General features: G+C 63.8%; 22 protein-coding genes and 1 riboswitch. Of the genes, 11 read left to right on the forward strand and 11 right to left on the reverse strand.

Features of this window, described 5'->3' with window-relative positions; genetic code table 11:
* Positions 1 to 20: 20 nt before the first annotated feature.
* Both metW and metX read right to left on the reverse strand, forming a co-directional pair.
* Positions 21 to 635 (reverse strand): methionine biosynthesis protein MetW, encoded by a 615-nt coding sequence (metW, locus tag NTH_RS08085; protein ID WP_338529538.1) that lies wholly within the window; start codon positions 633 to 635, stop codon positions 21 to 23.
* Positions 632 to 1,801, reverse strand: coding sequence for a homoserine O-acetyltransferase MetX (gene metX / locus NTH_RS08090; protein ID WP_338529539.1), 1,170 nt, complete (start codon positions 1,799 to 1,801; stop codon positions 632 to 634). The genes metW and metX overlap by 4 nt, the downstream gene beginning before the upstream one ends.
* Before the next feature lie 61 nt (positions 1,802 to 1,862).
* Positions 1,863 to 1,940: riboswitch (SAM riboswitch) on the reverse strand.
* A gap of 81 nt (positions 1,941 to 2,021) precedes the next feature.
* Here metX and hisC point away from each other — a divergent pair.
* Both hisC and NTH_RS08100 read left to right on the forward strand, forming a co-directional pair.
* Positions 2,022 to 3,122 (forward strand): histidinol-phosphate transaminase, encoded by a 1,101-nt coding sequence (gene hisC / locus NTH_RS08095; protein WP_338529540.1) that lies wholly within the window; start codon positions 2,022 to 2,024, stop codon positions 3,120 to 3,122.
* A gap of 4 nt (positions 3,123 to 3,126) precedes the next feature.
* Complete coding sequence (locus tag NTH_RS08100) at positions 3,127 to 4,062, forward strand: prephenate/arogenate dehydrogenase family protein (RefSeq protein WP_338529541.1); 936 nt, start codon at positions 3,127 to 3,129, stop codon at positions 4,060 to 4,062.
* A gap of 12 nt (positions 4,063 to 4,074) precedes the next feature.
* Here the strand turns inward: NTH_RS08100 and NTH_RS08105 are convergent, their stop codons facing one another.
* Positions 4,075 to 5,070, reverse strand: a complete 996-nt coding sequence (locus NTH_RS08105; protein ID WP_338529542.1) for a DUF2125 domain-containing protein — start codon at positions 5,068 to 5,070, stop codon at positions 4,075 to 4,077.
* 67 nt (positions 5,071 to 5,137) lie between these two features.
* On the opposite strand from NTH_RS08105, the gene NTH_RS08110 reads away from it, so the two are divergent.
* A complete protein-coding gene (locus NTH_RS08110; RefSeq protein WP_338529543.1) occupies positions 5,138 to 5,668 on the forward strand; it encodes a gamma-glutamylcyclotransferase in 531 nt (176 codons plus the stop codon).
* A gap of 72 nt (positions 5,669 to 5,740) precedes the next feature.
* On the opposite strand, the gene NTH_RS08115 is transcribed toward NTH_RS08110, so the two are convergent.
* The 4 genes from NTH_RS08115 to ftsE all read right to left on the reverse strand — a co-directional run bounded on the left by NTH_RS08115 (position 5,741) and on the right by ftsE (position 9,107).
* Positions 5,741 to 6,547, reverse strand: coding sequence for a 1-acyl-sn-glycerol-3-phosphate acyltransferase (locus tag NTH_RS08115; RefSeq protein ID WP_338529544.1), 807 nt, complete (start codon positions 6,545 to 6,547; stop codon positions 5,741 to 5,743).
* A gap of 104 nt (positions 6,548 to 6,651) precedes the next feature.
* Positions 6,652 to 7,347, reverse strand: a complete 696-nt coding sequence (locus NTH_RS08120; protein ID WP_338529545.1) for a YdcF family protein — start codon at positions 7,345 to 7,347, stop codon at positions 6,652 to 6,654.
* Positions 7,348 to 7,459: 112 nt separating this feature from the next.
* Positions 7,460 to 8,413 carry a cell division protein FtsX gene (locus NTH_RS08125; RefSeq protein WP_338529546.1) on the reverse strand — a complete coding sequence of 318 codons (954 nt, stop codon included), beginning with the start codon at positions 8,411 to 8,413 and terminating at the stop codon, positions 7,460 to 7,462.
* 34 nt (positions 8,414 to 8,447) lie between these two features.
* On the reverse strand, positions 8,448 to 9,107 hold the full coding sequence (gene ftsE / locus NTH_RS08130) for a cell division ATP-binding protein FtsE (protein ID WP_338529547.1): 660 nt from the start codon (positions 9,105 to 9,107) through the stop codon (positions 8,448 to 8,450).
* 172 nt (positions 9,108 to 9,279) lie between these two features.
* Between ftsE and NTH_RS08135 the strand changes: the two genes are divergently transcribed.
* The 4 genes from NTH_RS08135 to NTH_RS08150 all read left to right on the forward strand — a co-directional run bounded on the left by NTH_RS08135 (position 9,280) and on the right by NTH_RS08150 (position 11,879).
* Positions 9,280 to 9,945 (forward strand): hypothetical protein, encoded by a 666-nt coding sequence (locus NTH_RS08135; RefSeq protein ID WP_338529548.1) that lies wholly within the window; start codon positions 9,280 to 9,282, stop codon positions 9,943 to 9,945.
* 7 nt (positions 9,946 to 9,952) lie between these two features.
* Positions 9,953 to 10,495 (forward strand): hypoxanthine phosphoribosyltransferase, encoded by a 543-nt coding sequence (gene hpt, locus NTH_RS08140; protein WP_338529549.1) that lies wholly within the window; start codon positions 9,953 to 9,955, stop codon positions 10,493 to 10,495.
* Between the two features lie 58 nt (positions 10,496 to 10,553).
* The gene (locus tag NTH_RS08145; protein WP_338529550.1) at positions 10,554 to 10,919 is read left to right on the forward strand and encodes a response regulator; all 366 of its coding nucleotides are present in this window, start codon (positions 10,554 to 10,556) and stop codon (positions 10,917 to 10,919) included.
* A 174-nt stretch (positions 10,920 to 11,093) separates the two neighbouring features.
* Positions 11,094 to 11,879 carry a phytanoyl-CoA dioxygenase gene (locus NTH_RS08150; protein ID WP_338529551.1) on the forward strand — a complete coding sequence of 262 codons (786 nt, stop codon included), beginning with the start codon at positions 11,094 to 11,096 and terminating at the stop codon, positions 11,877 to 11,879.
* 124 nt (positions 11,880 to 12,003) lie between these two features.
* Here the strand turns inward: NTH_RS08150 and groL are convergent, their stop codons facing one another.
* From groL to NTH_RS08170, 4 genes are all read right to left on the reverse strand, one after another.
* A complete protein-coding gene (groL, locus tag NTH_RS08155; RefSeq protein WP_338529552.1) occupies positions 12,004 to 13,632 on the reverse strand; it encodes a chaperonin GroEL in 1,629 nt (542 codons plus the stop codon).
* 45 nt (positions 13,633 to 13,677) lie between these two features.
* On the reverse strand, positions 13,678 to 13,992 hold the full coding sequence (gene groES, locus NTH_RS08160; RefSeq protein WP_338529553.1) for a co-chaperone GroES: 315 nt from the start codon (positions 13,990 to 13,992) through the stop codon (positions 13,678 to 13,680).
* 192 nt (positions 13,993 to 14,184) lie between these two features.
* Positions 14,185 to 16,725 (reverse strand): TIGR02302 family protein, encoded by a 2,541-nt coding sequence (locus tag NTH_RS08165; RefSeq protein WP_338531837.1) that lies wholly within the window; start codon positions 16,723 to 16,725, stop codon positions 14,185 to 14,187.
* Positions 16,726 to 16,910: 185 nt separating this feature from the next.
* Positions 16,911 to 17,387 carry a MarR family winged helix-turn-helix transcriptional regulator gene (locus NTH_RS08170; RefSeq protein WP_338529554.1) on the reverse strand — a complete coding sequence of 159 codons (477 nt, stop codon included), beginning with the start codon at positions 17,385 to 17,387 and terminating at the stop codon, positions 16,911 to 16,913.
* A gap of 189 nt (positions 17,388 to 17,576) precedes the next feature.
* Here NTH_RS08170 and ectA point away from each other — a divergent pair, with 189 nt between their 5' ends.
* Genes ectA through thpD form a run of 4 tightly spaced genes read left to right on the forward strand, consistent with a single transcriptional unit; the run spans position 17,577 to position 20,845 of the window.
* Positions 17,577 to 18,122, forward strand: a complete 546-nt coding sequence (gene ectA / locus NTH_RS08175) for a diaminobutyrate acetyltransferase (RefSeq protein WP_338529555.1) — start codon at positions 17,577 to 17,579, stop codon at positions 18,120 to 18,122.
* Between the two features lie 54 nt (positions 18,123 to 18,176).
* Positions 18,177 to 19,466 (forward strand): diaminobutyrate--2-oxoglutarate transaminase, encoded by a 1,290-nt coding sequence (gene ectB, locus NTH_RS08180; RefSeq protein WP_338529556.1) that lies wholly within the window; start codon positions 18,177 to 18,179, stop codon positions 19,464 to 19,466.
* 5 nt (positions 19,467 to 19,471) lie between these two features.
* Complete coding sequence (locus NTH_RS08185) at positions 19,472 to 19,867, forward strand: ectoine synthase (protein WP_338529557.1); 396 nt, start codon at positions 19,472 to 19,474, stop codon at positions 19,865 to 19,867.
* Between the two features lie 45 nt (positions 19,868 to 19,912).
* The gene (gene thpD, locus NTH_RS08190; RefSeq protein WP_338529558.1) at positions 19,913 to 20,845 is read left to right on the forward strand and encodes an ectoine hydroxylase; all 933 of its coding nucleotides are present in this window, start codon (positions 19,913 to 19,915) and stop codon (positions 20,843 to 20,845) included.

Genomic DNA, 20,845 nt, shown 5'->3' on the forward strand with positions numbered 1-20,845 from the left:
AACGAGGCGATCGTGACCGCTTACCGCTTCAACAGGAACACCGCCTGCTGGCCGAAGAAGTTCCAGAACCACCACGGCATGGACAGCCCGATCTTCTGCCCGTTGGCATCCAGGGCGGCGGCGCTTTCCACCGTGGCGCCTATTTCCTCGCAGAGCGCAACGAAGTCGCGGATCGTGCAGAAGTGGATGTTCGGTGTGTCGTACCAGGAATAGGGCAGGTCCTTCGTCACCGGCATGCGCCCCTTGAACAGGAGGGAGAACCGCACCCGCCAATGGCCGAAATTGGGAAAGGAGACGATGGCGCGATCGCCGATGCGCAGGAGTTCGTCGAGCACCGTCCTCGGATTGTGTGTTGCCTGGAGCGTCTGCGACAGAACCACGTAATCGAACCCCCGGTCCGGATAGAAAACGAGATCGCGGTCGGCGTCGCCCTGTACCACCGAAAGGCCCCGCGCCACGCATTCGTTGACGCCGCGCTGCGAGATTTCCAGGCCCCGCCCATCGACTTTCTTCTGGCCTTCGAGCAGTTCCAGCAGCGCCCCGTCGCCCGAACCGACATCCAGCACTTTCGCGCCCGGCCTGATGAGATCGGCGATGACCTGGAGGTCGACCCGCTGGGCGTTGTTCACGCTCATGACGAAATCCCCGCATTGCGCGCGGCCGATTTCAGGAAGCCACCGACGGCAGCGTGAAACTCCGGCTCGTCCAGAAGAAAGGCGTCATGCCCGCGGTCGGTTTCGATCTCGACGAAGGAAACGGATGCGCCGGCCGCGTTTAGCGCATGGACCACCATCCGGCTTTCCTCCGTCGGGAACAGCCAATCGCTTGTGAACGAGACGACGCAGAAGCGGGTTTTCGTGCCCGTGAAGGCGCGGGTGAGATGACCGTCATGCTCGGCGGCCAGGTCGAAATAGTCCATCGCCCTCGTCAGGTAGAGATAGGAATTGGCGTCGAAGCGGTCGACGAAGGTGATGCCCTGATGGCGCAGATAGCTTTCGATCTGGAATTCGGCGTCGAATCCGAATGTGAGTTGCTCGCGATCCTGAAGATTGCGCCCGAACTTGCGATGCAGCGCCGGCTCAGACAGATAGGTGATGTGGGCGGCCATGCGGGCCACAGCCAGTCCCTTGCCGGGATGCTTGCCCGATTTCAGATAGGCGCCGCCGTGCCAGTCCGGGTCGGCCATCACCGCCTGGCGACCCACCTCGTGAAAGGCAATATTCTGCGCCGTGTGCCGCGCGCCGGTCGCGACAGGCACGGCGGTCAGCACCCGGTCGGGAAAGCTCGCCGCCCATTCAAGCACCTGCATGCCGCCCATCGATCCGCCGATGACGGAGAACAGCCGCTCAATGCCCAGGTGATCGACTAGCATGGCCTGTGCGCGCACCATGTCCTTGATGGTGATGACGGGCAGGTTGAGCCCGTAGGGTTCGCCCGTCTCCGGGTTCAGGCTGGCCGGACCGGTGGAGCCGAGGCAACTGCCGATTACATTGGCGCAGATGACGAAAAACCGGTCGGTGTCGATGACCCGCCCCGGCCCCACCAGCGCCTCCCACCAGCCGGGCTTGCCCGTCACGGGATGTGTGTTCGCCACATGCTGATCGCCGGTGAGCGCATGGCAGATGAGAATGGCGTTGGAGCGGTCATCGTTGAGCGAGCCATAGGTCTGATAGGCAGTCTGGAAGGGCGATAGGGTGAGGCCGGCGGCAAGCTTCAGCGGCTTGTCCGGCCCGAACCTTACGACCTGGCTCGACGGCTCATTGGCCTCGTCGCGCGCCTTTGCCACTCTTGAACGCGTCATTGCGCCTCTCTATGCGCCGGCCGCAAGCAACAAAAAACCGGCATTGCCATCGCAAAGCCGGTCAGAAAGCTGCACGGCCTTTTAGCGACTTGTTTTACGTGGCTGCAAGCCGACCGGCCAAATCACCACGACAGTTGACCAAGCTTTTACGGCCACAGGCCCTTTGCGTCAACGCGGTTGATGGGCTAAAGCAGGCGGCTTCAATTCACGGGAAATTCCGATGAGCCTAGCTGACCGCCCCCAACCGAAACCCGGCGTCATGGACATCGCCGCCTATGTGCCCGGCCGCGAAACCGCGCCCGGCGCCGCAAAGGTCTGGAAGTTGTCCTCCAACGAAACACCGCTCGGCCCCTCGCCTGCGGCGGTCGAGGCCATGCGCGCGGCAGCAGAACATCTCGAACTTTATCCGGACGGCTCCGCGACCGCGCTGCGTGACGCCATCGCCAGCGCCCATGGGCTCAATCCCGAGAACATCCTGTGCTCCAACGGTTCGGACGAGCTGCTCGGCCTGCTGGCCCATGTCTACCTCAATCCGGGCGATGAAGGCATCTTCACCGAGCACGGCTTCCTCGTCTACCGCATCCAGATCCTGGCCAACGGCGCCACGCCGGTCGTGGTCAAGGAAAAGGACGAACGCGCGGATGTGGATGCCATCCTGGCGGCCGTCACCGAGCGCACAAAGATCGTCTTCCTGGCCAATCCGAACAACCCAACCGGCACCTATCTGCCGATGGACGAAGTGCGCCGTCTGCAGGCGGGCCTGCCGAAACATGTCCTCCTGGTGCTGGATGCGGCCTATGCCGAATACGTGCGGCGCAACGACTACGAATCCGGTATCGAGCTCGTCTCGTCCTCGCAGAACGTGGTGATGACGCGCACCTTCTCAAAGATCTACGGGCTCGCGGCGCTGCGTATCGGCTGGATGTATGCGCCGGCCCCTATCGTCGACGCCGTCAACCGCGTGCGCGGGCCGTTCAACGTCAACGCGCTGGCCATTGCCGCCGGCGCTGCGGCAATCGGCGACAGGGCGCATGTCGAAGAGGCTGTGGCCCATAACGACCAGTGGCTTTCCTGGCTGACCGGGGAACTGACCGCGCTCGGCTTGCGCGTCACGCCTTCGGCTGGCAACTTCCTGCTGATCCATTTCCCGGAGAACGACGGCAGGACGGCCGAGCAGGTTGACGCCTTCCTGCTCAAGCGGGGCTATGTGCTGCGCCGCGTCGCCGCCTATGGCTTTCCGAATGCGCTGCGCATGAGCGTGGGCACGGAGGAGGCCAATCGCGGCGTGGTGGCCGCGCTCACCGACTTCATGGGTGGCTGATCCCGTGCCGGACATCCACTTTGAAAAGGTCGCCCTGATCGGTATCGGCCTCATCGGCTCCTCCCTCGCCCGCGTCATCCGGCGGGTAGGGTTGGCTGGCGAAATCGCGATTTCGACCCGCCGCGCCGAAACGCTCGCGCGTGCCCGCGAATTGAGACTGGGCGACAGCTACCATCCGGATGCGGCGGAGGCAGTAAGGAACGCCGAGCTGGTCATTGTCTGCGTTCCGGTGGGCGCTTCCGGCGCTGTGGCCGCCGACATTGCCGGCGCGCTGCTGCCCGGCGCCATTGTCACCGATGTCGGGTCCACCAAAGGTTCCGTCATCAGCCAGATGCAGCCCTACCTGCCGGAGAACGTGCATTTCGTTCCCGGCCATCCCATCGCCGGCACCGAGCACTCGGGACCGGATGCCGGCTTTGCCGAATTGTTCGAGGGCCGCTGGTGCATCCTGACCCCGCCGGAAGGCACCGATGCCGGCGCCGTTGCGAGGCTGAGCAGGTTCTGGGAGCACTGCGGCTCGACTGTCGACATCATGGACCCGCAGCACCACGACATGGTGCTGGCCATCGTCTCGCACCTGCCGCATATCATTGCCTACAATATCGTCGGAACCGCAGACGATCTCGAGACGGTGACGAAATCGGAAGTGATCAAATATTCGGCATCGGGCTTCCGGGACTTCACGCGCCTGGCCGCCTCCGATCCCACCATGTGGCGGGACGTGTGCCTGCACAACCGCGACGCCATCCTGGAAATGCTGTCGCGCTTTTCCGAAGACCTGTCGGCTCTCCAGCGCGCCATCCGCTGGGGCGACGGCGACAAGCTCTTCGAGATGTTCACCCGCACCCGCGAAATCCGCCGCTCCATCATCGAGGCCGGCCAGGAGATCGACGTCCCCGATTTCGGCCGTCATGTGCTGAGCCACCCGCACAAGGATTGAGGATACGTCCGTTCAGATCGCCGGTATCTGGCCAAGCCGGACAAAACCGAGAGAGACGCGGCCGTCCTTTATGCGCAGTGGAAGTGGCTGGCCCGCGAGACCGGCAATCAGGCCGGATGCGGCCTCCAATTGGTCTTTGAGCGGCGGGAATGCTTGGCCGGCGAGCGTTGCGATACGCGCGGGTTCGTTGGCTTCGATGCGGAGCTCGGCGTCGATGAGCCCGTTTTCACCGACGGACACGGTGCCTGAGACCGACAGCCTGGCGCCTCCTCCGGCCTCGCCGATGAGCAGCTCGTCGATCTGCCATGAAGAACCGTGAAGCTCCCGTTCACCGCGCAGGAAACGCCCCACGCCATCCTCCAGCGTGGCTGATATGCTGCCGCTGACTGCCGGCAGGTCGATCGCGACTGCTTCGCCGGGCGCCAGATCGTCGAAGCGCGCGGCGAACTGCAGGTCATTCTCCGCCGGCCGCGCATGAAATTCGGTACGGCTGGCGGTAGCCACCGTGCCGGCGGCGCCTTCCTTGCGCGCAAGCACCAAATCCTTGCCTTCGCTGGAGAAGATGTTGGGCAGTGGCGTCGCGATGCGCGCGCTGGCGCGCAGGACCCGCCAGTCAAGCTCGACCGCCGGGCCGAACGGCAGCACAATCGCCGCAGGGCCATCGATCTCGCCGACCACCCGCGCCGGCTGATAGATCTGCGCGGCCGAACGAAAGGCGCCGGTGCGCACCGAGACCCCCTCGTTCACGTCTTCATAGTAAAGGCTTCGGCAGAAAATCCCGATGCGGAAGGGGTATCCCTTCGCTTCCAGCTCCTCACAATGCGCGCGCAGCCCATCGCGGTTGAGGGCGGCGATGGCGTCCCGCGCTTCGCGTTCGACCTGGCGCGCGAAATAGTGCCAGGCGGCGCTATAGGCGGCGATGGCGAGGACGATTGCGCCAGCGAACAGCGCGATGCGCCGCGCGTAACGCGATCCCCGCCGATCGGCCGACCCATTGCTTGACGCCATGCTGGTACTCCCGCTAGCTCGTTGCGCGGCGCGAAGCCGCCGGTACATATGCAACTGGCAGGTGGAAATGGACGATTTTTGGGTCTTTGGCTATGGCTCATTGATGTGGCGGCCGGGTTTTGCCCATGTCGAGACGCGCAAGGCGCGCCTTTTCGGCTATCGGCGCGCGCTGTGCATCCGTTCCCACGTCCATCGCGGCACGCCCGACCGCCCCGGCCTCGTGCTCGGGCTGGATCGGGGAGGTTCCTGCGTCGGCATGGCTTTCCGGGTTCCGGGCGAATTGTCGGATGAGGCACTCGCCTACCTGCGCGAACGCGAGCTCGTCACCAACGTCTATCGCGAGCGGCATCTGCCCATCCGCCTGGAGGACGGCGCAGCGGTGACCGCGACCACCTATGTCGTCGACCGCACCCATCACCAATATGCCGGCAGCCTGCCCGTGGAAGAGGCGGCGCGGGCGGTGAGCGGCGCCATCGGCCAGTCCGGCCGCAACGACGAATATGTGCTCAACACCATCGCCCATCTGCAGGCGCTGGGGATAAGCGATCATTGGCTGGAAGCAGTGGCATCGCGCATCGCGCCCGGACAGATGCCGTGAGCGGAACCGGCTGGCTACCTACTGGGGCATGATCTTCTCCGAAAGCCGGCATCCACTTTTCGCGATCATGCGCTAACCCGGCTGGGCCCTGGCGGGTATCCCGGCCTCAATCTCGCGCAGCCGGCGAAGGGCCGTCTCCGGCAATGGCGGAGCGCCGGGCGAACGCGCCGCCTCCACCAGCATCGCGTCGCAGGCGGCTTCAGTCTCGCGCACCAGCCGCTCCTGGAATTCTTCGCGCGAAAGGCCCGGTTCGATCGCCGGCAGGAAGCGCGCCTTTATCACGCCTGGATATCGCAGGAACCGCCGGCGCGGCCAATAAAGCCCGGCAACATGGGCCACCGGCACCACCGGCACGCCGAGCTGCGCGTAGAGCTCGACGATTCCGTATTTATAGGAAGGTTCCGCCCCCGGCGCCCGGCGTGTGCCTTCGGGATAGATGATGAGCTGGCGGTTCTCCTTCATCCGCTCATGCGCCACCTTGATCGCCTTTCTCAGAGCCTTGGAGCGGCTGCCGCGGTCGATGGGGATCATCTTCATCTTGAGCACGTACCAGCCGAACAACGGTATCCAGGTGAGTTCGCGCTTGAGGATGTAGAGCGCGTCTGGAATGGACGGCAGGAAAGCGATCGTATCCCAGAAGGACTGGTGCTTGGGCGCGATGATACACGGCCCGTCCGGCAGGTTCTCAAGGCCGGTGATCTCGGCGCGCGTGCCCGCGAGAACCTTGTGCAGCCAAAGGCTGGAGGACGCCCAGAACTTGGGAACGAACCAGGCTTTCTTGCGCGGCAAAAGGAAATAGACCGGCGTGAAGACGATCATCTGCACGATCAAATTGAGATAGAAGGCGACGTTGAATACGATCGACCGCAGAATGAGCATTGACAGGCTGCCCCGTTTCCGATGGAGACCAAAAGCCATCACAGCGCCTGTTACCGCAACGGCTTCCTTGGCGAAAGTCCCTGCGGCGTTATTGGCCGATCTGCTTATTTGCCAAGGTCGGCGTGAACCATGTCGTAGGATGCTCCGCTACCCTGACCGGCAACGAGGCCGCGCGCCAGCGAGGCGACGTATTTCGCATATTCAGTGAACAGAACCCTCAGCGCGTCGGGTTTGGCAAGCCATGCCCCGTCGCGCAGCGGCGTGTTGACGACCGGATAGGGCTGCAGATCGGCCATCGGCAGGATGCGGCGCATCTCCAAGAGGCTGCGCGGCATGTGATAGTTGTTCGTCACGACGATGATGCTGCCGAAGGTATTGGCACTTGCCCATTTGCCGCTTTCCTCCGCATTGCCGATCGTGTTGAGAGCGACGCGATCGATGTCGACGCAGCAGTTGAACAGCGTACGGTCGCTGCCCGTGGCCAGGCGCAGATCGTCGATCCGGGCGACGGGATTCACGCCGCTGATGAGCAGGCGTTTGCCCATGCCGTCCTTCAGTAGGCCAATGGCGGCGTCGATGCGCGACTGGCCGCCGGTGAGCACGACGATGCCGTCGGCCGGCCGGAGTTCGGCGGGAGTTGTCAGCTTGGCGACATGATTGGCGAAAAAGGCAAAACCGCCGGCGAAAAACGCCGCGCCCGCAGCCACTGCCAGCAGCCCGGCCAGAAACGCCCTGCGCCACTTTGAGCGCGGGTGGAGCGGTCGAACGCCTTCTGCCCCAGGGTTCGCGGAGATGTTCATGCTCCCTTGGATAATGTCCAAATGCGGCGATGAATAGCCCGCAGCGCCGGTTGTGCGCAAAAAGAATTACAGCATGAAATCCCGACGTGAAAGCGCTGCCGGACCTTCATCGTTAGGTTTCGATGCGCTTAAGGTAGTTGATAACCGTGAGGTGCGTGGTCGCAGCCGTGAGAATAGCGATTACAACAACGATCAGGCCGACCCCCAGATATCCTGAAAGGCCGATGGCGAAATCTCCAAAAAGCGCCGAGGTCTGGTCGCCCTCGGGTGTCGCCACGTTGCGGGAAGACCACCAGGAAAAGGCGACAAACACGACGATGGCCGCGATGCCCCCCACCGCCGCGCCCCGCATGCCCGACAAGAGAAAGTGCCTGCGGAACTGCCGGGCGATGAAAGGCGCTTCCGCGCCGACGAAGTGAAGCACTTCGATGACGTGGCCATTGCCCGACATCGCACCGCGCGTGGCGAAGATGACGGTGAGTGCCGTCGCAGACAGCATGAGTGCCAGAACGGTGACGCCGATGGTGACCGTCGTGCGCGCCATGGTCACGAGCCGGTCCACCCATGTGCGGTGATCGTCCAGCGCGGCGCTTGGCACAGCCGCGGCCAACTCGTCGCGCATGGCACTAAAGTCCGGCTTCTCGACCGGATCGATGGTGACGATGACGAGCCGCGGCACCGGCAATTCGTCGATGTCGAGATCGGGGCCCAGCCAGGGCTCGAGCAGCCGGGCCGTCGCCTCCCTGCCGACAATGGACGCGCCGCGCACGCCGTTGTAGCCGCGCGCGATATCGCGCGCCTCCTCCAGCGCGGCCTCTATGTCGAGCCCTTCGCGCGGCTTGATCTGGATCGTCGCCTCGCGGGCAATCTGCGTCTGCCAAGTGGCGGCGGTATCCCGGACCAGCGTCACCGCACCCAGTGTCAGGCATGAAAGGAAGGTCATGATGGCGATCACAAGCACCATCGCCCGGCCCGCTACATTGTCGGGCGGCACGATAGGCGCCTGCTGGCGCCCCAGCGTCTTGGCCGCCGTCTGCCTCATCCCCGCGCCGAGCCGGCGCGCCATGGCGCCCGCCTCGCTTGATCTTTTTGCCGCCCGGCTAATCATAGATTTCGAGCCTTCCGCCCGCCAGCACCATGCGGCGCGCATCCACCTGTTCCATCAGACCTATGTCGTGCGTGGCGATGACCACCGCCGTTCCCATGCGGTTCAGCTCAATGAGGAGGCGCAAGAGTCGGCGTGCGAGCTGCGGGTCGACATTGCCGGTGGGCTCGTCGGCCAGGAGGATCCGCGGCTGCTCGATGAGCGCCCTGGCAATCGCCGCTCGCTGCTTCTCACCTCCGGACAAGACCGGCGGCAGCACGTGCATCCGCTCGCCCAGACCCACCCATTTGAGGAGTTCGGTCACGTCGGCCCGGTAGCTCGCCTCCTCGCGCCCGCGAACGCGCAGCGGCAGTGCCACGTTCTCATAGGTCGTCAGATGGTCGAGCAGCCGGAAATCCTGGAAAACGACTCCGATGCGGCGGCGCAGCAGGGGCAGTTCCTGCCGGGTGATGCGGGCGCGGTCCTTGCCGAACATCGTTATCAGCCCGCGCGTCGGCTTCAGCGACATGAAAAGAAGCCGCAGCAGTGTCGTCTTGCCGGTACCCGACGGCCCGCTCAGAAACTGGAACGACCGCTCAGGCAGATGGAAGGTGATGTCGCGGAGCACCTCCGGACCCATCCCATATCTGAGGCCTACATTCTCGAAACGAATCACGGACTGCCGCCTGTTGCTGTATGGATGGTCGCCGGTCGCGCTGGACCAGCCTCCGCCGAACCTCCGCCCGCATGGTTAATGTCAGGTTAATTCCGGCCGGGCACTGGCGAAGCATTAACCAGTCTGCTTTACCGTGTAACAGACGCTGGCGAAAGGACGGTTCGAATCCGAAATGGCGGAAAAGCGGAGCGGCATGCCCCTTTCGGGAGAGATTGTGGCGGCGGACACGTCCGTTCCGGCCGGCGAGCCGCAATCGCCCGACCGCGACATCCACGATGCCGAGTTCGAAACGCTGCCCACGGACAGCGCCCAGCCGGCGCGCGCGCGGTCGGGCGCGCACCTTCCCGATCCAGGTCTTGCGCGGACCAGCCAGGCTGATACGCGCGGCCTTGAAAGTCTTTTGCCTGCAGGCAGGAAGCCTTCGAGCGCTGCGGCGCGCCGTACCCCCGGCGGGCCGGCCTTCTGGGCCATGGGCCTGTGCATCGTGGCCGGAAGCTTCTGGATAGCAGGTGGGCACGCCCTGTTTCGCGAGGCCTTGGCGCCCGTCCTGGCGGGCGCCACTCCTGGCCTCAAGGCGGCGACTCTGGAAAGCCGCATAGAAATGTCGGAGGCCAATGCCCTGCTGCTGATTGACGGACGGGCGATCAATGAGGGTGACGAGACCCGCGCGCTGCCCGACCTCCTGATCAGCGTCGTCGACCGCGACGGATACACAACGCACTACAAGCTGGGGACAAACGGCCATAGGCTGGAGCCGGGCCACAGCTATCCCTTTTCCAGCCGCCTGGTGGTCACTAAGGATGGCGTGAAGTCGGTTTCCGTCTCGTTTCAGGAGTAGTCGCAGCATGGTCATGGTACGCGGAAAGGAAATCGAGATTCTCTACGCGGCCTCGACGATTGCGCGCCGTAATCTCGAACTGGCCAAGGAGATCGCCGAGAAGGACTACAACGATCTTCTGGTCATCTCGGTCCTGAAGGGCTCGTTCATCTTCGCGGCCGACCTCATTCGGGCCATGCACGACGCGGGCATTTCACCCGAGGTCGAGTTCATCATGATCTCGAGCTACGGCGCCGGCACGGTGAGCGGGGAGATCAAGGTGCTGCGCGATATCGACAATGACGTTCGAGGTCGCGACATCCTGCTGATCGACGACATACTGGAATCGGGCAAGACGTTGAAATTCACCCGCGAGCTGATGCTATCGCGCGGCGCCCGCTCGGTCTCCATCGCCGTTCTCTTGGACAAGCATTCGCGCCGCCAGGCCGATCTCCACGCAGATTTCGTGGGCTTCGAATGCCCCGACTATTTCGTCGTCGGCTACGGAATGGATGTGGGCCACGCATTCCGCGAACTGCCTTTTGTCGGCGTCGTCAAGGACGATGCCTGAACCAATCCGGCGCTCGCGCGTTCAGCGATCCGTAACCTCTGTTTGCGATGATCGGACCATGGCTAAGCTTCTCATCGTCGAAGACGACGTTTCCGTACGCTCCTTCACCGCCCGCGCCCTGGCGGCCGCCGGCCACATGGTCGAGACAGCCGAGGATGGCATGGAGGGCCTGGACAAGATCAAGCAGGAGGCCGGCGCGTTCGACCTCGTCCTGTCCGATATCAGGATGCCGGCCATGGACGGTATCGAGATGGCGCGCGAAGCCGCGTCCGCCTTCCCGGGCCTGCGCCTGCTGCTGATGACCGGCTACGCCGAACAGCGCGAACGCGCGGCCGAACTTGAAGGCACGGTCCGGGGCGTCGTCAACAAGCCCTTCACGCTGGCCGAAATCCGCGACCGCGTGGGCGAGGCGCTGGCGGCGTAAAACGCTCGCCCTTCAGGCATCTTGTCTTCCGCGCCCAACCCGGTATAAAGTTCGGCCATGACGTTCATGTCCACATTCTTCCCCCTGTTCTGATCGGCCCACGTCATTCCGGCGCATGCGCGCCGATCAGATCAATACGGCTCCGCCGAGCGGTGGCCGGACGGAGAATGTGCAATGCCCAAAACAGAGCATGTAGGCCTGACGCCCCGTCAGGTCCGTAATTTCATCGACGACGGCTTCGTCAAAATCGAGAACGCCTTCAGCGCCGCACTTGCCAAACAATGCAGGGACGAGCTGTGGGCAGATATTGGCCTTTCGCCGGACGAACCTGGGAACTGGATCAAGCCGGTCGTCCGGGTAGGCTTTAAGGCTTCGGCGCCTTTCATCGAGGCCGCCAACACCCCGTGCCTGCACAAGGCCTACGACCAACTCGCCGGTGAGGGCCGCTGGCTCGCGCCCAAAGGCCTCGGAACCTTTCCGATCCGCTTTCCCTCGGCGGAATCCCCTGCCGACGACGGCTGGCACGTGGATATGAGCTTCGGCGACGGCAGTGCCGATTTCATGGAATGGCGCATCAATGTGAAGAGCAGCGGACGCGCATTGTTAATGCTCTTCCTGTTCTCCGATGTCGACCTGAATGACGCGCCCACGAAGATCCGGAAGGGGTCGCATGCCGTCATCGCCCGCGAGTTGCTGCCGTATGGCGAGGCAGGCGCGACGCTCAGGCAGCTCTCCGCCGACGGCTATAGCTCGACGGAAGATTGCCCGATCGAACTGGCCGTCGGCCCGGCTGGCACCGTCTATCTGTGCCATCCGTTCCTTGTCCATGCCGCGCAGCAGCACCGAGGGAAGCAGCCGCGATTCATGGCGCAGCCGCCGCTGATGCCGTGGGGCGAGTTCGATCCGGCCCTGCCGCCATCGCCGGTTCAGATCGCCATCCGCCAGGCGTGCGGATTGTAGCGCCGCCCCGGCATGACATCTCGAGCCGACACGGAGGCCGGGTAATCTCCGTCAGCCTCACGGCCAAACAAAATCGGCGGAGCGGGTATCCCCGCTCCGCCGCTTCCTGTTCAGGCTGCCAGGCCTAGAAGTCCATGCCGGCGCCCGCTGGCACCTGCGGAGCCGCTTCCTTCTTCGGCCGGTCGGCGACCATGGCCTCGGTGGTGATCAGCAGGCCGGCGACAGACGCTGCGTCCTGCAGCGCGGTCCGGACCACCTTCACCGGATCGATGACGCCCATGGCGTAAAGATCGCCATACTCGCCGGTCTGCGCATTCCAGCCATAGCCGAAATCATCCTTCTCGCGCAGCTTGCCGACGATGATCGAGCCTTCCGCGCCCGCATTCTCTGCGATCTGGCGAACCGGCGCCTCAATGGCCCTGCGTACGATGTTGATGCCGACTTTCTGGTCGTTGTTGTCGAAGTCAACATTGTCGAGCGCCTTTGCCGCGCGCAGCAGCGCCACGCCGCCGCCCGGCAGGATGCCTTCCTCGACCGCCGCCCGCGTGGCATGCATGGCATCGTCAACGCGGTCCTTGCGCTCCTTCACCTCGACTTCCGTCGATCCGCCGACGCGGATGACGGCAACGCCGCCGGCGAGCTTGGCAAGGCGCTCCTGCAGCTTCTCGCGATCATAGTCGGAGGTGGTCTCCTCGATCTGCGCCTTGATCTGGGCGATACGCGCCTCGATCTCCGCTTTGGAGCCCGCACCGTCGACAATGGTCGTGTTGTCCTTGTCGATCTCCACCTTCTTCGCGCGGCCCAGCATATCGAGCGTCACGTTCTCGAGCTTGATGCCGAGATCCTCCGAGATGGCCGTACCGCCCGTCAGGATGGCGATGTCCTGCAGCATGGCCTTGCGGCGGTCGCCGAAGCCCGGCGCCTTCACCGCAGCCACCTTCAGGCCGCCGCGCAGCTTGTTGACGACGAGTGTGGCCAGCGCCTCGCCCTCGACGTCCTCTGCGATGATCAGCAGCGGCTTGCCCGACTGCACCACCGCCTCCAGCACCGGCAGCATGGCCTGCAGGTTGGACAGCTTCTTCTCGTGGATGAGCACATAGGGCTCTTCCAGCTCTACCCGCATCTTATCCTGATTGGTGATGAAATAGGGGGAGAGGTAGCCGCGGTCGAACTGCATGCCTTCGACGACTTCCAGCTCGGTCTCGGCGGTCTTGGCCTCTTCGACCGTGATCACGCCTTCGTTGCCGACCTTTTCCATCGCTTCGGCAAGGAAACGGCCGATTTCCTTATCACCATTGGCCGAGATCGTGCCGACCTGCGCGATTTCACCGTTCTGGGTGATCTTCCGGGCATTTTTCTTGAGCTCCTGGACGACCGCGTCTACTGCCCTGTCGATGCCGCGCTTCAGGTCCATCGGGTTCATGCCGGCGGCAACGGCCTTGGCCCCTTCCTGAACGATCGACTGGGCCAGAACGGTAGCCGTCGTGGTGCCGTCGCCGGCGATGTCGCTGGTCTTCGAGGCCACTTCGCGCACCATCTGGGCGCCCATGTTCTCGAACTTGTCCTCGAGCTCGATTTCCTTGGCGACGGTGACGCCGTCCTTGGTGATGCGCGGCGCGCCGAACGATTTGTCGAGAACGACGTTGCGGCCCTTGGGGCCGAGCGTCACCTTCACGGCATTGGCAAGGATATCGACGCCGCGCAGCATGCGCTCACGCGCGTCGGTATGGAATTTCACGTCTTTTGCAGCCATTTCAACACTCCTTTCCAGGCAGCATCATTGATCCTCAAGGCCCCCTCAGGCGGCCTTCCTGACCGCGTTTTCGGCATCGAGGATGCCAAGGACATCGCTCTCCTTCATGATCAGGAGATCCTCGCCCTCAAGCCGGATTTCGGTGCCGGACCACTTGCCGAACAGGATGCGGTCGCCGACCTTGACTTCCAGCGGCACCAGTTCGCCGTTTTCGCCGCGCGCACCGGAGCCGACGGCGAGAACCTCGCCTTCCTGCGGCTTTTCCTTGGCGGTATCAGGAATGATGACCCCTCCGGCGGTCTTCTCTTCGGCTTCGATCCGGCGAACGAGAAGACGGTCATGCAAGGGACGGAACTTCATGTTTTCCTCCTGGGACAAACAACGAAAGAAGCACCTCCCGCGCTGAAGCAAGCGCGGTACGCGGCCCGTCATGGCACCGCGCGGCAAAGATTTGGGAGCGGATTTTCCGACGTTCAAGAGGCCGAAGAAGAAAAATTGGCACTCCCCTCTTGAGAGTGCCAAAAAAATTACTAAGCGCGCGCGGACAAGGCGCTATCGCATGTCCAGCAGCCGTTCCAGATATTGCTTTTCCAACTCCGGGCTCAGCGCGTCGCCGAGGCGCCGGCGGATCGCCTCGAGGATTTCCCGCGCGCGCTGGGTATCGATCTCGTCGGGCACCTCGACCGAATCTCCGAAATCAGGCCCCGTGGTCGACTGGGGCCGGCCGAGCGGGTCGCGGCCGTTACTGCCCTGACGCATCCCCTGCTGGCCTTCGCCCTGCTGGCCCTGCATGGCCTGCTGCATCTGGTTCATCATATCCTGGGCGCCGCGGCGCAAGGCTTCCAGCGCCCGCCCTTGCTCGCCCACCGCCCGTTCGCCACGGCCCTCGCCGAGCGCGCCTTCGGCTTCGCCCATGGCTTCGCCCGCCTCGCCGAAGCCCTCGCCTGGCTCGATGCCAAGCCCTTCAAGCCCGTCAAGCAGGCTTTGCAGGTCCCCCTGCAGCGCACCCTGCTGTCCTTGCAGGCCGCGCAGCGCCTCGGCCAGATCCTCGGGCGTCATCGGCTGGCCCTGCCCTTGCCCCTGCTGGCCCTGGCCTTGCCCAGGCATCTGGCCCCGCCCCTGCTGCTGGCCCTCGCCCTGCTGCCCTTGCTCGCCCTGTTGCCCCTGCTGGCCGCGCTGTTGCTGGTCCATGCGGAAGGTCTCGTTCATCAGTTCCTGCTGCCGGCGCATCAGTTCGCCGAGCTGGTCCATCTGCTGGCGCATCTCCGACTGCTGCCCGCCCTGCCCCTGCTGCGGACGGCCAGCCTGAAGATTGTTCATCATGTTCTCGAGCTGCGAAAGAAGATCCTGCGCCTGATCGCGCGCGCCTGACCTTGCCAGATCCTCGATCTGGTCGAGCATGCGCTGGAGATCGCTCTCGCGCATCGTCTGACCGTTCTCGCCCTGCGCAAAATCCTGATTCTGCATCGCGCGCTCGGCAAACTCACGCAGGAATTCCTGCATGGCCTGGCGCAGTTCATCTACAAGGCCGGCGATCTCCTCGTCGCTGGCACCTTCCTCCAGCGCTTGCCGGAGCGCTTCCTGCGCCTGCCGCAGCCGGCGCTCGGCTGCCGTCAGGTCGCCATCCTCGATGATCAGCGCGATCTCCCACAGGTCGCCCACGACCTGCCGCAGGGCGTCGTCGCTGCCTGCCTGCGCGAGCTTAGAGCGTACGGTGGAGATGAGCAGGAAGTGGGAAGGCTCCTCGAAGGTCTCCTCGGGCCACAAAAGGAGAGCATCCATGAGCGCTCCCACCCTGTCCTGCTGATTGCCATCGAGCGCCAGCAGGCGCCGCTGTTCGATCAGCGCCTTGGCCAAGGGATTGGTGAACGGCCGCTGCGGCAGTACAAACGTCTCTTCTTCGCTGCGTCCGGTCTGCCCCGCCGCATCGGCGACGGTCAGGTGCAACCGCGTCGCCGCGCCTGCCCATGGATGCTCGGTCAGATCAGCAGAACTCTTGGCGGCGCCGTTTTCCGCATTGCTGCGGGGCAGCCTCAAGGCCACTTCCGGCGCGTCGAAAAGCGGACGGGCATCCGGCCGTTCTTCCGCCAGCGAAAAATGCGCCTGCGCTTCCACCGCGCCGTAGTCGTCCTCGATTTCATAATTCAGCTCCAGCGCGCCATTCACAGCGCGCTTGGGCTCCTGGGAGAAACGGATCTGCGGCGCCTCATCGGGAATGATGGTGAACTGCCACTGCCGCAGGGCCGGCCCCCCGCCGGTGAGCGTGACTATTCCGTCGCTGGCCAGCAGCGTCGAAAAACGCCGCATCGCGCCGTCGCCTTCCCCAGCCTCCGGCTCAATGTCGCGCACCGCCTCCCGGCCGTCGTCGATCGACAGGGTCTCTTCGCCCGAGCCGCCGCTGACTCGCACGGCAATTGCGCTGTTCTGCGGAACGGAGAAGGCCTGCTGCTCCAGATTAGCTTCCGCCGTCAGGAAAATCGGCGCGCGACCCGTATAAGGCGGCGGCGTGACCCAGGCGTCGATGCGCGCAGGCGTCGCCTCGGCCGTTGGGCGCGGCTGAAACGCGTCGCCGATGCGGCCGCCATAGGGCCCGAGCGAATAGGCGAAAGCGGTGACGAAAAGCAGCGCTGCCACCGCCCGCAACCCCCAGGGATCGCGCTCGGGCACCGACGTCCGCGGCAGATCGCCGTGAACGCGCGACAGCCGCCCCGCCATCCGCTTCTGGTGTTCCCGCCAAAGCGCCGCGGCAAACGGACCGCCATCTCCGGCGGCCAGCCGGTCGGTCTGCGTGGCGACCGGAGCATGTTCGAGCCGGTTGATCTGCTCGATGCGGCGGTCGACTTCCAGCGCGACCGGGAAACGCAGGCCGCGCAGCCCGATCAGGGATGCGAGCATGCCGAGGCCTAGCGCACAGAGAACTGCCCAGCGCATCCAGCCCGGCATGATCTGGAACAGGCCGAACCAGGACAGGCTGAAAAACAGGCTGGCCACAAGGATGAGCGGAAGGACGACCGGCCATGCCCGCTCCACGACCATTGCCGTTCTGACGCCGGCGCGCGTCCGCGCCAGCCGCCCTAGCAGACTGGCTGCCATGCCGCCCGATTCCTGTCCGGGCGGCCCTTGCTTCGTGGTTTGCGGTTCGCTCATCGTCCTTCCAGACTGCGTCGCTCGGCGCGCCACGCCCTATTAGGATAGCATTAAACACGGCAAAGGCGAGGCAAGGAGCCGAATTTGGCGGCCGACCCGCCCTTCGCATCCGTCTGGCCGTCGTGCGACGCCTATTTCCGGTCCACCGCCCCGACATCGAGAAGCGGAGATGCATCGATCGCCCTGGCGTTGAGCATGAAGCCAACCTTTTCCAGCGCGGCGACGATCATCGCCTGCTCCCAATCGGGCAGCTTCTCGAACTGGTTGGAGAACGTTCGCTGCAAAGGGTCGGGGGCGGCCTTGAGCAGCTCCTGACCGGCCTCCGTCGCCGAAACCCACACGATGCGCCGGTCGCGCTCGCCGCGGGTACGCTGGACCAGGCCCCGCGCCACCAGCTTGTCCACAAGCGACGTCGCGGTCGCCTGGCCTACGCCGGCCTTGCCCGCGATGTCCTTCGGCGTCGCCCTGCCGGCCGCTGCCACGATCTCGAGCACGATGAGCTGCGGCGTGGTCAGCCCCGTTTCGCGGGCAAGCGTACGCGCGTTCAACTCGGTCGCGCGGAGGATCCTGCGTAGCGCGATAAGGCTGGTCTGGGTGCGGTTTTCCATAGGCGGGCCTTGAGCAACGATTACATCACCTTGGTAGCAGAAAAATTTTATTTTGATTAGCGAATGAAATCATTCGGCAATCTCGGCTCATCGGGGGCCGATTTAGCACAGTTCTGAACAAATCGATGCTGCTGCGGTTGAAATATGGTTCGGTAATCGTAATATCCAGCCTGACGAAAGAGGAGAGCCATGCCCAGCAGCGATCTGAAACTTGTTCGAAAACGATCCGATGAAATCATCTTCCGCACGCCTGAAAAAGAAGACGGTTCCTCGGTTTGGCGCCTGATACGTGCATGTGAACCGCTCGACGAAAATTCCCTCTACTGCAATCTGCTGCAATGCGACCATTTCGGCGACACCTGCGTGGTGGCCGAGCGGCGCTCCGATGGAGAGATCGTCGGATGGATCTCGGCTTACCTCCTGCCCGACGACAGCAGCACCCTGTTTGTCTGGCAAGTCGCGGTGGATGAATCCGCCCAGGGTCAGGGCGTCGCCAAGCGCATGCTCAAATCCCTGCTCGAACGCGACGTCTGCGGCGAGGTCGAGACGGTCAAGACCACGATCACCTCCGACAATGACGCGAGCTGGGCGCTGTTCCGCTCTTTCGCCCGCAGCCAGGGCGCGCGTTTGACAGACGAAGCCTATTTCCGCAAGGACGCCCATTTCGACGGCGCGCACGCCACCGAGCACATGGTGACGATATCGCTGCCCGAAGCCGCCCGCAGCGCCGCCTGATCGGCAGCCGGCTCAACGCGCGTCCAGCGAACTGAAAAACCCGAAGGATAAGACATGACGACCGTAAAAACGGACGATAAGACTATTTTCGAGCGCCGCGAATCCGCGGCGCGCAGTTATTGCCGCAGCTTTCCCATCGTGTTCGAAAGCGCCAGCGGCGCCATGATGAAGGGCGCGGACGGCCGCGAATATATCGATTTCCTCGCCGGATGCTCTTCGCTGAACTACGGCCATAACGACCCCGATATGAAGAAGGCGCTGGTCGACTACATCACCAGTGACGGCGTAACCCACGGCCTGGACATGCACACCAGCGCCAAGGCGGCCTTTCTGGAAGCCTTCGAACGCATCGTCCTGGAGCCGCGCGGCATGGATCATCGCATGATGTTCATGGGGCCCACCGGCGCAAATGCCGTTGAGGCCGCCTTGAAGCTTGCCCGCAAGGTGACGGGCCGTACCAACGTCGTCTCCTTCACCAACGGTTTTCACGGCGTCACGCTGGGCGCGCTTGCCGCGACCGGCAACGGCTATCACCGCGGCGGCGCCGGCCTGCCGCTGACCGGCGTCACGCGGATGCCCTTCGAAGGCTCGATGGGCAAGGACATCGACACCGCCGATTTCCTCAATCGCATGCTTGCTGAACCGTCCAGCGGCATTGAGCCGCCGGCGGCGATCATTCTTGAAACGGTGCAGGGCGAAGGCGGCCTGAACGCGGCGTCGCGCGAATGGCTGCGGCGCATCGAGCAGATCGCACGCGCCCATGGCGCGCTGCTCATCGTCGACGACATTCAGGCCGGCTGCGGCCGCACGGGCTCGTTCTTCTCCTTTGAGGAGATGGGCATCACGCCGGACATCATCACCATGGCAAAGTCCCTTTCCGGCTTTGGGCTGCCGCTCGCCACGCTTCTGGTACGTCCCGAGTACGACATATTCGGCCCGGCCGAGCACAACGGCACCTTCCGCGGCAACAATCATGCTTTCGTTACCGCGCGCGTGGCGCTGGAGAAATACTGGGCCGACGAGGGTTTCCAGGAGAGCGTGCGCGAGCGCGCCGGCTTCCTCGGCACCCGCCTCAGGGAGATCGCTGCGCATCTGCCGGATGCGCGTCTCAAGGGGCGCGGCATGATGCAGGGCATCGACGTGGGCTCCGGTGCGCTGGCGAGCGACATCTGCTCGCGCTGTTTCAAGGCCGGCCTCATCATCGAGACCTCCGGGGCGCACGATGAGGTGGTGAAGATTCTTTGCCCCATCAACATCGACAAGGGAACCTTTGCCCGGGGACTGGACATTCTTGAAGAGGCCGTCGGCGAGATTTCCCGCTCGGCCAGTATTGCAGCGGAGTAATTGCCATGATCGTACGCGACCTGAATGAAGCGAAGAACACCGACCGCCATATCTTCTCCGATGGCTGGGACAGCGTCCGCCTTCTGCTGAAGGGCGACAAGATGGGGTTCTCGTTCCACATCACGACGATCCATGCCAACGCCGAACTGCCGATGCACTACAAGAACCATCTCGAGAGCGTCTACTGCGTCGACGGAACGGGCTCGATCGAGGATTGCACGACCGGCGAAGTGCACCAGATACGCCCCGGCGTGATGTATGCGCTCGACAAGAACGACAAGCACATCCTGCGCGCAAACGACAAGCCGATGGTCATGGCGTGTGTTTTCAACCCGCCCGTCAGCGGCAATGAAGTTCACCAGGAGGACGGCTCCTACGCACTCGAGGCCGAAGAGGCGTGAAGTGAACCACGCCCTCAGAAACCAAAGGAAGAAGGAGACAAGACCATGTCTGCGATAACCAATCCAGTGGACCGAACCAGCGACCCCTATCCAAGCCGGCTGCCGGAAGAAAAGTGGCTGCCGCGCGAGGATAAGGTGGTCTGGTCCCAGTGGCGCCCCGATGCGCCCCTCACCGCCCAACAGGCGGATCAGTTCGACCGGGACGGATTCCTGGTCCTGAAGAACCTCTTCTCCGAGGAAGAGGTCAAGGCATTGATGGCCGAATCCGCCGCCATGCGCGGTGGTGAGCGCAAGCTCATGGACGGCAGCGTGATCACCGAACCCGGCTCGGACGAGGTCCGCACGATCTTCAAGTTGCCCGAACAGAGCGCGCTTTTCGAGCGGCTTTCGCGGGACCGCCGCATTGCCGGCATCGTCAGCTTCCTTCTTGGCGACGATATCTATGTTCACCAGTCCCGACTGAACTACAAGCCCGGCTTTACCGGCAAGGAGTTCTACTGGCATTCGGATTTCGAGACATGGCACGCTGAGGACGGCATGCCGCGCATGCGCGCCATTTCGGCCTCGCTGCTCCTGACCGACAACGACGAGTTGAATGGTCCTTTGATGCTGATGCCGGGCTCGCACAAGCAGTTCATCGCCTGCGCCGGCGAAACGCCCGAGGACAATCACAAGTCCTCGCTCAAGAAGCAGGAGGTGGGCGTGCCCTCGCACGAAGCGCTGACGAAGCTGGCCTCCGCGCACGGCATCGTGCCCGCGACCGGCAAGGCGGGGACGCTGGTCCTGTTCGACTGCAACACGATGCATGGTTCGAACGGCAACATCACCCCGTTTGCCCGCTCGAACGCGTTCTTCGTGTTCAACGCCATGTCGAACCAACTCACCGAGCCGTTCGGCGCCAGAAAGCCCCGTCCGGATTTTCTCGCCCACCGCGGCGAGCCCAAGCCGATCGACGTGGCGACAGGAAAGCTGGTTTAA

Source organism: Nitratireductor thuwali, assembly GCF_036621415.1.
GTDB classification, from domain to species: Bacteria; Pseudomonadota; Alphaproteobacteria; order Rhizobiales; family Rhizobiaceae; genus Chelativorans; species Chelativorans thuwali.